General features: G+C 66.4%; 8 protein-coding genes. 3 read left to right on the forward strand and 5 right to left on the reverse strand.

What is annotated here, in order from left to right; translation table 11 throughout:
• The first annotated feature begins 118 nt into the window (after nucleotides 1–118).
• Both mobF and FM104_RS11565 read left to right on the forward strand, forming a co-directional pair.
• Nucleotides 119–3,622, forward strand: a complete 3,504-nt coding sequence (mobF, locus tag FM104_RS11560; protein WP_087132393.1) for a MobF family relaxase — start codon at nucleotides 119–121, stop codon at nucleotides 3,620–3,622.
• Between the two features lie 183 nt (nucleotides 3,623–3,805).
• A complete protein-coding gene (locus tag FM104_RS11565) occupies nucleotides 3,806–4,213 on the forward strand; it encodes a hypothetical protein (protein ID WP_087132394.1) in 408 nt (135 codons plus the stop codon).
• Between the two features lie 9 nt (nucleotides 4,214–4,222).
• On the opposite strand, the gene FM104_RS11570 is transcribed toward FM104_RS11565, so the two are convergent.
• From FM104_RS11570 to FM104_RS11590, 5 genes are all read right to left on the reverse strand, one after another.
• Nucleotides 4,223–5,089 carry a hypothetical protein gene (locus tag FM104_RS11570; protein ID WP_087132395.1) on the reverse strand — a complete coding sequence of 289 codons (867 nt, stop codon included), beginning with the start codon at nucleotides 5,087–5,089 and terminating at the stop codon, nucleotides 4,223–4,225.
• Nucleotides 5,090–5,241: 152 nt separating this feature from the next.
• Nucleotides 5,242–8,331: a DEAD/DEAH box helicase gene (locus FM104_RS11575; RefSeq protein WP_256971631.1), complete on the reverse strand. Its 3,090-nt coding sequence runs from the start codon at nucleotides 8,329–8,331 to the stop codon at nucleotides 5,242–5,244.
• 388 nt (nucleotides 8,332–8,719) lie between these two features.
• Entirely contained in the window at nucleotides 8,720–9,472 is a 753-nt protein-coding gene (locus FM104_RS11580) for a DUF1837 domain-containing protein (protein ID WP_256971632.1), read from the reverse strand.
• Between the two features lie 117 nt (nucleotides 9,473–9,589).
• Nucleotides 9,590–10,498 carry a nucleotidyl transferase AbiEii/AbiGii toxin family protein gene (locus FM104_RS11585; protein WP_087132398.1) on the reverse strand — a complete coding sequence of 303 codons (909 nt, stop codon included), beginning with the start codon at nucleotides 10,496–10,498 and terminating at the stop codon, nucleotides 9,590–9,592.
• Complete coding sequence (locus FM104_RS11590; RefSeq protein WP_087132399.1) at nucleotides 10,495–11,085, reverse strand: type IV toxin-antitoxin system AbiEi family antitoxin domain-containing protein; 591 nt, start codon at nucleotides 11,083–11,085, stop codon at nucleotides 10,495–10,497. The genes FM104_RS11585 and FM104_RS11590 overlap by 4 nt, the downstream gene beginning before the upstream one ends.
• A gap of 221 nt (nucleotides 11,086–11,306) precedes the next feature.
• Here FM104_RS11590 and FM104_RS11595 point away from each other — a divergent pair, with 221 nt between their 5' ends.
• Entirely contained in the window at nucleotides 11,307–12,488 is a 1,182-nt protein-coding gene (locus FM104_RS11595; RefSeq protein ID WP_087132400.1) for a tyrosine-type recombinase/integrase, read from the forward strand.
• Nucleotides 12,489–12,502 lie beyond the last annotated feature (14 nt).

Here is a 12,502-nt window from a genome sequence, read left to right on the forward strand (position 1 = left end):
CTTCCTCTCGATCTCGGTCGTGGACTTCGCCGCGGAGGAGAGGTAGGGGCACGACATCTCCAGTTGCCTCGTGCGTGCGAGGGGCGCACCTGGGAGTGTGACGGTTTCGATCCGAGTGATGAGCGCGGGGCAGGGCTATCGCTACTTGCTGGACTCGGTCGTCGCCGGAGACGGGCAACGCGACGCGGCACAAGCGCTGACTCGGTACTACAACGAGTCCGGGACTCCGCCCGGTCATTGGGTCGGTGCGGGCTCGTCTGGGTTCGACGGTCTTGATACCGAGGCTGATGTGACCGAGGCGCATCTGCGTCGTCTGATGGGCTTCGGGCAGGATCCCGTGACCGGCAGCCAGCTCGGGCGCCCGTACCGGAAGTTCGCGACCACGCAGGAGCGTGTCGACCGCCGTATCGCGGGTCTCCCTGACACGTTGAGCCCCGCTGAGCGGGCCGAGCAGCGGGTCATGATCGAGGCTGAGGAGCACGCGAAGCCGACCGGCGCGCCGGTAGCCGGGTTCGATCTGACGTTCTCGGCGCCGAAGTCCGTGTCCACGTTGTGGGCCGTCGCCGATGCGGGCACCCAGGCCCTCATCGCGCAAGCGCATCACGCCGCGATGCGTGATGTGATCGAGCTGGTCGAACGTGACGTCGCGATGACCCGGGTCGGGGCTGCGGGTCCGCGAGGCGCGGTCGCGCAGGTCGAGGTGCGCGGAGTCGTCGGGGCCGCCTACGACCACTACGACTCCCGGGCCGCCGATCCTCAGTTGCACACGCACGTTGTGGTCGCCAACCGCGTGCAGGGCGCCCATGACAGGAAGTGGCGCACCCTCGACTCACGCGCGTTGCATGCCGCGGTGAGCGGGTTATCGGAGCATTACAACGCGCTCTTGTCGGACCATCTCGCCCGGCTGCTCGGGGTGGGATGGGAGGCGCGAGAACGCGGCCCGGGCCGGATGACGGCGTGGGAGATCGCCGGTGTCCCACAGCCGCTGATGGACGAGTTCTCCTCTCGTACCCGTGACATTGAGCGCAGTAAGGACCGGCTGGTGGCCGAGTACACCGAGCGACATGGTCGGGCGCCGTCGCGGAAGATGCTGTGGCAGATCCGCCAGCAGGCCACCCTGGAGACGCGGCCGGAGAAGCAGAAGCACTCCCTCGCCGAGCTGACCGGCCAGTGGCGCGGCCGTGCCGGACGCGTCCTGGACGAGGACCCCGTCGGCTGGGCAAGACAGGTGGTCGCTGCGGGCTCGCATGACGCGTTGCTGCGTGCCGATGACGTCGATCTCGAGGAGATCGATCGCCTTGCGCACGTCGTGGTGGTGCAGGTCGCGGACCGGCGCTCGACGTGGCGACGGTGGAACCTCCATGCCGAAGCGGTCCGGCAGACGATGGATCTGCGCTTCGTCTCCACCGCCGACCGGGAGGCGGTCGTCGGCCTGATCGTCGATGGCGCCGAGGCCGCGTCGCTGCGCCTCACCCCGCCCGAACTCGCCTCCAGCCCCGCCACGTTCCGCCGAGCCGACGGCGCGAGCGTGTTCCGGCCAAAGGCGTCCACCGTCTACTCCTCGGAGGCGGTCCTCGCGGCGGAGGATCGACTCCTCGCCTTCGCCGAGCAACGGACCGCTCCCACGGTCGATCTGGCCGCCGTGGAGCGGGCATCCCGCGCCAGCGGGAAGCGGCGGGCGCTGTCGGCGGATCAGCTTGACGCGCTTGCGAAGGTCGCCGTCTCCGCCCGGGTCGTCGACGTTCTGGTGGGGCCGGCGGGGGCGGGAAAGACCACGACTATGAGCGCGCTCCGACAGGCCTGGGAATCGAGCCACGGCAGGGGTTCTGTCGTCGGACTCGCCCCGTCGGCCGCGGCCGCCCAGGTGCTCGGCGAGGAGCTGCGGATCCCGACGGAGAACACCGCGAAATGGATCCACGAGCACAAGCAAGGCAGCTGGGACCTCAAGCCCGGCCAGCTCGTGATCATCGATGAAGCGTCCCTCGCGGGGACGTTCGCGCTCGACCACATCGCGACCCATGCGGCCGAGGTCGGTGCGAAGGTCTTGCTCGTGGGCGATTGGGCCCAGCTGCAGGCCGTGGACGCCGGCGGCTCGTTCGGACTGCTCGTGCGCTCCCGCGATGACGCCCCAGAGCTGTTGGACGTGCGACGGTTCCGCAACGTGTGGGAGAAGCGCGCGTCCCTCCAGTTGCGCATCGGCGACACCGACGTCATCGACAGCTACCTCGCCCACGACCGGGTCACCGGCACCGACCGCGACGGCGTCCTCGACGCCGCCTACCAGGGATGGCTCGCCGACCAGCGGGCAGGCAAGAGCAGCGTGCTGATCGCCGAAGCCCGCGAGACCGTCAGCGACCTCAACGACCGTGCCCGCACCGACCGAGTCCTCGCCGGTCTCGTCGAGGAAGGCGGCATCCGCCTGCACGATGGCACCCGCGCATCCCGGGGCGACATCGTGATCACCCGCCGCAACGACCGCCGCCTAGCTCTCGGGCGCAGCTGGGTGAAGAACAACGACCGCTGGATCGTCACGACCGCGAACGAGGACGGGTCGCTCACCCTGCGCCGCGAGAAATCCCGGTGGCGCACCACGCTCACCCTGCCTGCCGCCTACGTCGCCGAGAACGTGGAGCTCGGTTACGCGATCACCGCTCACCGTGCGCAGGGCGCGAACGTCGACACGGCGCACGCGGTCGTGTCCTCCCCGGAGATGACCCGCGAGGCCTTGTACGTCGCGATGACCCGCGGCCGCGAGTCGAACCGGGTCTACGTGGCCACCGACGAGCAGCACCTCGAGGAGCATCAGCACCGTGCCGACCTGCAGATGACTGCCCGGTCGATCCTGTTCGGCATCCTGCAGCACACCGGCGCCGAGCTGTCGGCGCACGAGACGATCACCGCTGAGCACGACGAATGGGCCTCGATCGCGCAGCTCGCCGGCGAGTACGACACGATCGCGCAGACCGCCCAGCACGAGCGATGGATCTCCCTCCTGGAGCAAGGCGGCCTCGACGAGTCCACGATCGACGAGCTCATCGACACCGACGCCTACGGCATCCTCACCACCGAGCTGCGCCGCCTGGAAGCCGAAGGGCACAACATCGATGACCTGCTGCCGCGAGTCATCCGCGCCGGCGGCCTCGAGGGCGTCGACGACCTCGGCTCGCTGCTGCGCTATCGCGTCCAAGTCGTCGCCGCCCGCTACCAGCCAGCCGCGCGTCAGCGCCAGCTGATCGCTGGCCTCATCCCCAGGGCGAGCGGGCCGATGGTCGAGGACATGCAGCGAGCCCTCACCGAACGCGAGGCACTCATCCTCCAGCGCGCACGCACCCTCGCCGAAGCGGCCATCGTCGAGCAGCCGCCGTGGGTACAGCACCTGAACGTTGCAGGCGCGGGCACTGCCGAGCAGAAGCAGGTCCTGCTGCATCTGACCACGGTTGCCGCGTATCGGGACCGCTACGGGATCACCGCCACCTCGAGTGCGCTCGGGTCGATCCCGGAGGGTGACGCGCAGCGCGTCGACTATGAACGTGCCCGTGCCGCCGTCCGAGAGCTGGGCGAAGTCTCGGAGATGGACCTCGGCTCGGCACCGAGCCGAGAGGCGCCGGTGCGGGAGCTCTGAGCCGTCCCTCTACCGCACGTCGGAGGAGGGGCGTATCCTCAAATCAGCGGTAGGAAGACTCATTGACCGTGCCAGGCCCTTGCGGGATTGGCATGGTGGCCCCGCAAGGGGAAGACCTCATTCGCACAAGGCCTCACCGCCCACTCGGGACTGTGCCCCGGAGAACGCGATGAGGAGTCTGCTGTGCTGATCTATCTGCTCTTGGTCCTGAGCGTCCGCGTCCGCAATTTCATGCGCGTCTGGATGCCGACGAACATCTTCCTCGACTACCTGCGCACGCGCCGTGGCGGCAAGCGCGACGGGACCGCACTCCTCGTCGGCGCCAGCTACCTCGCCCTCGCCATCGGCTGCGCCCGGGCGGTCGAGCTGGGCTGGCCCGGATGGCTCTACCTCGCCTTCTGGCTCTTCCTGTGGAACGCGAGCAAGTTCCTCCTCTTCCCACCCATCGAGGCCGGCCGGCGCCGGGTCCACCGTCTGCGCGCAGTCCGTGCCCGGCTCTCGCAACGCCTCGCCGCGCCCGACGGCGCGAGTGCTCAGGACCTGACGCCCCAGCAGCAGACCGGGGTCGACTACGTGGGCACCGGACGCTGAAGCGGCCGCCTACTCCGTCTCATCGAGCGTGTGGCGCACGGCCTGCGCGATCGTGTAGCGCGAGACCCGACGGCTCGGATCCCCGTGCGCATAAAGATCCTCGACAACCTCCAGCACCGGACCCAGCACGTCCGCGGTCAGCTTGTGCGGCACCGACAGCACAAGCTCAGTGGCCTCGTCCAGCGTGTACGAGCCCGTCTGGGTGGACGCGAGGTGGTCGATCATCAGTCCGAGCTGCTCCCGCACGGACTCCTCGATCGACAGCTCCACCACGTCACCATCGGCCTCGAACGAGGCAAGCGCTGCGGCATCCCGCTCGCGCTCGAGGAGGTACTCCCATTCCGCTGGTTCCACCACGCGCAAGTCGTCGTCCAGGAGGCCGCTCGTGTCGATGACGTATTCGCTCTCGCCGCGGGTCTCGTGGAAGTACGCCATCACCAGCTCGCGCGGCGCGTCGATCTCGAAGATCTGGTGTGCGTGCCCGGACACCGCGCCGATCCGGGTCGCGAACCAGTGCGCCCGCTCGAAGCTCGTCGTCCACGACAGCCCCAGCTCGTGCCCTTCCGTCGCCGCACGATACAGCGGCAGCGTCTCCGGCACCGACGAGAGATCGCGCAGCTCGTGCTCGTGGAGGTACTTCCCGTCGGCGCCGGCGACGTCGAACGCGTACCGCCAGACGTCGTAGTCGGCCGCGCGGCCGGGCCATTCGCAGGTGGTCCAGGCGTCCTCGAGGCCAATCCTGATCTGTTGCGGATCGGTGAGCACGTCCATCGCGATCGCCGTCAGCAGGATCGCCGGCTTGTCGTTCCGGCCCGCTCGTGCCGACAGGTCCTCCCACCTCATCGGCGGCGCCTCGCCCCGAGGGTGCTCGCGCACGGGACCTCCTCTCGCCAGATCATGTGTCTGTTGTACCTCGTACATTCCACGATCTCGCTCATCATGAGGCCCGCCGGCCGGTGACCGATCCATGACCGAAAGGTAGGAGTGAGTCATGGCGACGCCCTCTGGAGTCCTTGAGGGGCGGGCGTCTACGCAAAAAGGTCGGACGGCCCCCGGTAGTCGAGCTCGACGACACCGCCGACTCCGGTCCCAGTGACTTTCAGCAGCCCCTGACGGCGCGGGTTCAGGTGCGCGACCAGTACCCCGACTTGACGACCATCTGCTGACTCGATCACGGTTGTTCCGTCCGCATGGGGGAGCGCCCGGTATGGCTCGCCGGAGCCAGGCTGGAAGTCCTGAATCCAGGTCACTATCGACTCGTGAACTTCATGAACCCACGTTCGCTGGCGAGACGTGACAGTGCGCGTGGCGAAACTCATCCACAGTTCGTGGGTGGTCAGAGTCGGCCACGCTGTGTCTCCGGCTGCGAGTTGTGTCGCGTCGGACGTCATCCACTCATGTAACCCGCCAAGCGTCGAGAACTCGGCTCCGGTTGATTCCACCGCGGCGAGCGCTCCCGATCGTGAGGCGAAGCCTGCTCGCATCAGTGTCGACGCGGCCCTGTTCAGGGTGCCGGCTTCTACAGCGGCGACGCTCAGTCCGGTCTCCGGACTGGATAGGTCCCAGGGGAATGCATCGGGAGTGGGATGTGCTGCAGCGCGGACACGGACGGCTTCGAGCGCCCACGGGAGTCGGTATGCCAGGGTGTCTTCGATGAACTCAGCCGTTTCGAGGCTGTCGTCCGCCGCGATGTCTGCGACAGGGCGCCCTCGCAGCCACCCGACCAGGATCTCCTCCCAGTTGTCTGGTCGAGTCTTGGGAGTGAAGGGGAAGATATCGAGCACGATCCTGGCGAAGCGGGTGATCGCGTCGATCGCTTCGTCGTCCATGCCGAGTTGGATGGCTGCTTCGGCGATTTGCAGGTGACGGTTGAGTTGCTCAGCATTTGAATCGAGATCCCGGCCGGTCGCGAGGCCAACGCCGGCCAGGTAATAGCCGCGCCGCTGATCCGGAGTCGTGGTCCGCCAGATGACTCCAGCTCGGGCTACGAGACCTGTCCGCAGGGCGTTGCGCACAGGTTCCTGGTAGCGAGCGACTGTCCGTGCCCACAGCGATGAAGCGAGAACTGCATCGAGCGCGGCGCCGAGATCCTGCTCTGTGACGGAGGAGTCGCTGAGCAGTCCGAGGATCGCGCAGTCCAGGCTCGCGAGTTGGCCCGGCCAGATTTTCATGGCTTCGCTCGCGGTCTCTTCGTCTTCGGCGGCAATTGCTGGGAAGGACCAGTCGGCAAGCCCCGTGACGTACTCAGTGAAGTCGTCCCAGTCGACCTCGCCGAGACTGTCGGACATTCTCTTGAGCATGGTGGTGAGGAGTCGGACGAGTCCGCTCTGCATATCCCGCAACTGGGAATCTTCGACGAGCTGTTGCCAGTTCTGTCGTGCTCGTCGGGTGGGCTCGAACATCGGATGCACCACGAGTCCGGATGAGTCGACGAACGCTCGTCCGGCTCGGCCGACGATATTGCGGAACTCGGCGGCGTCAATGATCTTCCGGTTGCGCCACAGACTATGCACCACAAGCGCGCTCGCCGATAGGTTCAGTCCCTGCGCCAGCGTGGGGGAGGAGATCGTAATCTTCAGTTCTCCCTGTTGCAGAAGTTTTTCGACTTCCTTGCGGTAGGGCCCTGGCAGAGAGCCGTGATGGATGGCGACACCCATGCGTAGGCAGGCAAGGAGAGGATGGTCGGCCCCGAACCATTCTTCACCGATACTGAGTGCGGTGTTCAGGACAGTCGGGTCGCCGTCGAAGACATTGCGGAGCGCGCCTTGCCGGGCCAGCTTGACGACCAGCTTGGCGAACGCGTTGACGGACGTCTTCAGCGGGCAGAACACCAGGACGGTCTGGCCATCGTCGACCAGGCGCAAGGCGGTGGCCAGAGTCAGCTCTTGCGCGTCTTTCGGGAAAGGGAGCTTGCGTTGCTTGCTGGGGACGATCTCCGCGGTGAGGAACCGGGGCACATACGGTTCCTCACCGCCGACAGTGATGTTCAGCCTCGCGTTGTCTTCGCGCCAGACGACTTCTCCGTACCGGAGGATGGTGGGACGCCAGTCACTACTGATCAATCCATCGGGTTCATCGTCGGTGAGCCAACCGACGAAATCCTTCACCTCATCGCCCTCGGGCAGGATCGCTGAGAGGCAGATGATGCGACGAGTCTTCGCGTCCGGGCGACGGAGAAGTCGCTGAATTTGGACCTCGTACCGCACCTCCCGCTCGTTCGCTCCGATCATGTGTCCCTCGTCGAGCACGATCAACCCGACATCGTTGAGTAGACCGGGATCGTTGCGGAGCGCGAAGTCGAGCTTCTCGGGAGTTGAGACCACAATGTCGCGCTCCTGGAGGATGCTCTCGTCGACATCGCTGACCCCAGTGGTGCCGTACAAGGACGAGATGGTCTTGCCGAGAGGGACGAAGGTGTGTTCCAGAGCGGTCTCCGTCTGTGCGGACAGCGCCCGGAGCGGGGTGACGAACACCACGCGTTTGCCTTCGGCCAGGGTCGCGAGGATACACAGTTCTGCGATGCGAGTCTTGCCGGCGCTCGTGGGCAAGGAGAGCACGAGATTGTCTTGGGTATTGAGTACCCGTGACGCGGCTTCCAGTTGGGAGGGCCAGAGGTCGATCTCGGAGCGCCGTCGGCGGAAGAGCGAGGCGATGAACGTGGCGCGCAGGCGATCCCAGTCGCCAGCGTCCCCGTTTCCCGGACCCGTCGGCAGGACCACGTGGAAGCTGGACTCCCACAGGCCCCGCAGCAGGTGGATCGCCAGCCGATGACACCACCACTGCGGCACCATGCTCAGAGCGGCCGCGCCGCGCATTCCCACCTCGAGCCGTGCAATGGCGTCCGTGAGGAGAGCAGGCTCACCACGTTCGAACGCCAACATGGCCACGCTGATCGCACCCATGAACGCGTCGGTCATCGCGGTGTCGACCACATCCAGGACATCGGCTCCGCCCTCAAGGTCGTCGTTACCGTTGTCCGGATCGAGCGTGGAACGCAACTCCTCGGCAAGGCTCGCATCCGACGCCTTGTCATCCGCGCGGCTTCCAGAGACGAGCCTCGTCAGGGTGTCCAGATCCCGGAGCATGAGCAGCACCAAGGATCGCTCGGTGGGGGACACGTTCTGATCGTTACGCGTCGCTGCCAGAAGGGAATAGGCCCGCGCTGAGTATCGTGCGAGATGAAAGCCTGCTGCGGCCACCACCCGATGAAAACTCAACTCTGGCGTCGCCTCCCCGCGGGCGATGACCGATTCGATCGCTGACGCTGCGTTCTCGAACGCCCGCCGAGACACTTCGGCAGATCCCTCCAGATCGCTCAGCTCCAGTCCGTGCTCCAGAAGCGCGTAACCGTAGGAGAGGAGATCGTGGCTCAGTAGGACGTCAAATGGGGGAGCGTCCTCTGGGAGAGCCCCATCGCGCCATATCATTGCGCGCGCCTCTCCACGGGCAAGGAGTCGCCCACGGAAGCCGGACGCTGTTGCCCGATCGATCGCGGTTTCGAGATCCTCAACGCGTCCGGGCATCACGGATCACCTCTTCGAAGACTCGACGGATGAACGCCTGGTGCTCTGGGACCTGTAGCCCCACACCGAGTCGGCGGATCTTGCCCTTGTAGGCCTTGGTGTGATTGCGCAACAACTTGAGAGGGTTGTTGCCGGAGAACGTGAAGAGCAGGTGCAATACGTCGCTCGGTCGGATGCGTCCACGAAGCTGGGCGGCGAGGATCTTCACGTGCAGCTTCGTCTCGCCCATCTCGCGCAGACGCGCGGCAACGAACATCAGCGCGTGGGGTGTCGGCAGGCCGTGCTCGCTCAGCAAGGCTGCTTCTGCCTCGTCAAGTGTCGAAGTTGAGAGGCTCGCACGACTCTTCGCCTCGCCTTTGAGGAACTCAAGCTTGTCGTCGTCCACCATGCGAACGCCGAGAAGATCGTCCCCGCGCATGGGCATATCGCGGCTGTCCTTCCACCGCAGGCGTGCGATCATGCGGTAGCCGAGCTCCCGAGCCACGTACTGGGTGCCGAGGATCTCCCCGAGTTCACCCGACCGGGTCCGCTTGCTGACCGGCAGCTTTCCGCTGAGAACTTTCGCCGCCTCGGGCTTGCCGAGCTCGCGTAGCACCGCCGCGATCTCATCCGCAGCCACGTAGTGACGGGGCACAGCGGCAGCGGCCCACGTCACGCCAGCATCAACCGCAGCCCCGTCGGGCGGCACCATCCGCACAACTTTGTGGGAGCCGACGTCTTCTCGGGTAGTGGTCACCCACGTCCTAATCCGAGCCATCCGAACAATCCTCCAAAAGTGGCTTGGTCAAACGAATCATCCGGCCTGTGGGGCACCTGATATTGCGCACGGTTAGACATCGGCAGAGATGACTGCTCATTCGAGTTCCCACCGGCGCGTCGATGGTTCCCACACGGCTTCGCCGTCGAGCCCGTCGATCACGGGATCAATGAATGCAACGACAGCGGCGATCGCATCGACGAACCGCTGTGGCAGCCCCTGCACAGTCGATCCCAGGCCACTGCGGTAAGCGGCATACGTCGTTGCTCTCAGGGTGCCCAGACCTTCGGTGGCCTGCGACAAGGGAGTCAGTGCGACGCCACGGAAAGCCGCCGTCGCCTCGACCGCCGCGCGTACCGCATTGCAGCGCACGCTCTGTGTGCCGGTGAGGATGTGAATGTCGGCGAAGTCCCGCACGCGAGTATTGGCCCGCCCCAGGTCGATTGCGGTGACCAGCTTCTCGGCCAGCACCGTCTCGATCGGGTAGCCCAGGATCCGGATCGGTGCAACATCTGGGCGCAGCGCCGGCAGCTCCACCAGGCGGGGTGCCGGGGTGACCGGGTCTCCGAAATTAATGTCGAGACGCAGCTTCACCTGGGCGGTAACAAGCTGCGCGCCCATCGTCACCCGAATGCCGGAGTAGAGCGCGTCGTCACGGATCACCGCGGTCGTGACCGTGCTGGGCAGGAACTCCACACCGTCGTCCGGATCCTCAAGCGACGCGATCTCGGCGACACGCTGGGCGACCGTTACCTCGTCAGATGCCATGTTCCTTGCCAGCGCGTCGGCATCGACGGTGGGGCGGCGGGTTCCGAAGGACGCCAGCAGCATCCCGCCCTTGAGAACGAAGTCATCCGCGTAGGGCGAGTGGGAGAGGCGTGCCAGCCACCGTTCCACGACATACATCGTCAGTAGTTCCTGCGTGCCGCGCTTCTCCCGGCGGGCACGGTTCTGCAGATCCAGATATGCACGTCCTGCCGTGCTGTCTCGCGTGGGCCGGCTCACCGGGCGCTCGCTACGTCCAGAGCAGCGCGCACCGGCCCGAACGTGCCCAGCGCCTCCGCGTACTGCAGGAGCAGCGCGGGTCGCGCTCCGGGGGAGGACAGGTAGCGGTTCAGGGCGGCGTGCGCGATGGGCTCGCCGAGCCGGCGGCGGAACCGCATCAGGTCCACTACCGTGCGCGTCGCGTCGTAGATTCGCACTGCCTCGCCCGGCCCCGCCTCGAACGACGACAGGCCGAGTTCGAACGTGGTCTCCTCGAAGCGGAACACCGTCACCGGCGGATAGTCGATCACGGGGGTGTGCGAGCGTTTCGGCACCGCGATCTGCACCGCGGGCGGCATCTCGTCGGTCAACTCGTGGAGCGCGGCCGCTGACACGCAGCACACGATCGCCCGCGGCGACCGATACGCGACCGCCAGCACATCCGGATACGACGCCGGTGGCGCGTCAGCACGGCGAAACACGCCGCGGGAGAGCTCCACGACCTGTCCTGCATCCCGCCAGGCATACAGGTCACGCGGGTGTACCCCGTGCGCCCGCGCCATCTCCGTCGTAAATGTCGACGGCAAGCTCTCACCGATCGCCTTCATGGATAAAAGCCTTGCACATGATAGGCAACTGTGTGCGTATTTTATCCGAGCGGCGTGTTGCCGCTCCAACTTGCTCGGTGCGGGGCGAGTGGTCTCGTCCGAACAGACTGGACGGATGTGTACTGAGCACCATCCCGAGCGTCCTTGTCCATCTGCATGCTTCTCCAGAGCATCCCGACGCTACGCGGCTGGTGCGCTCCGCAGCGAGGGAGTTTTGGTTCGTGGCTAGACCCCGCACCCCGATTGGCACCTACGGCGTGATCGCGCACCGAAGGCTCCCCGGCGGCCGGCACGAAGCCCGCACGCGCTACCGCGACTGGGACGGCAAGAGTCGCCACGTCCAATGCACCGCCGATACCCGGCCGGCCGCGGAACGAGAGCTCAAGAAGAAGCTCTCCGAGCGATCCCTGTTCCATCCCGGCTTCACCGGGATGAGCGCCGACAGCTCGTTCCCCGCCCTCGTGGACTACTGGCTCGAGGACATGGAAGTCGAAGACCGGCTCTCGCGCACGACCAGGCAGCTCTACGAGCGGAACATGCGCACCCTGGTGCTGCCCTTCTTTAAAGACCTGACTCTCCGAGAGATCGGCGTCTCCCGCTGCGACCACTACCTCAAGCAGCTTGCCAAGCTCAGCTACAACCGGGCACGTCAGGCACGCGTCGTACTGCGGCTCGCGCTCGGCCTGGCCGTGCGGCACGAGATCATCCCACGCAACCCGATGGACCACGTCTCCCGGCTGCGCCGCCCACCACGCATCCCTGACTCCTTCACCCCAGACGAGATCAAGAGCATCCGCGCCGCGATCCGCAAGTGGGAGCAGCGCGAGATCCTCGCCGGACCCCGACCCGACGAGCAACTCGGGCACATCGTCGAGGTGATGCTCGGCACCTCCGCCCGCATCGGCGAGGTCCTCGCAATACGCCTACAGGACCTCGACCTCAACGGCCCGATCCCGACAGTGCGGATCGCCGGCACGATCGTCAGCCGTCGCGGCGAGCCCACCCACCGGCAAGACCACCCCAAGACCGCCCGCTCAGTGCGGCGTGTCGCGCTCCCTGCTTTCGCTTTGCGCGCCGTGCGCGCGCGTCTTCAGAGGGTGTCGAGCATCGATCCGGAAGAGTTGCTGTTCGCCACGCGGGCAGGGACGCCATTCACCACGAACAACGTGCGCCGTCGCCTCCGCGACATCATGGACGAGGCCGGCATCGCTGGCGTCACCCCGCACCGCTTCCGACGCACGGTCGCTACGACGATCAACGACGCCGCCGGTATCAACCTCGCCGCCGACCTGCTCGGCCACTCCGACCCAATCATCACCCTGCAGCACTATGTGCGCCGCAACGAGACCGTCAACCCGGCTACCGCCGACTACCTCGAGGAAGCCTTTGGGCTGGCAAGTTGAACGTGGTTGCCACT

This window comes from Microbacterium esteraromaticum, from assembly GCF_900163815.1.
In the GTDB taxonomy this organism is placed as follows: Bacteria; Actinomycetota; Actinomycetes; order Actinomycetales; family Microbacteriaceae; genus Microbacterium; species Microbacterium esteraromaticum_B.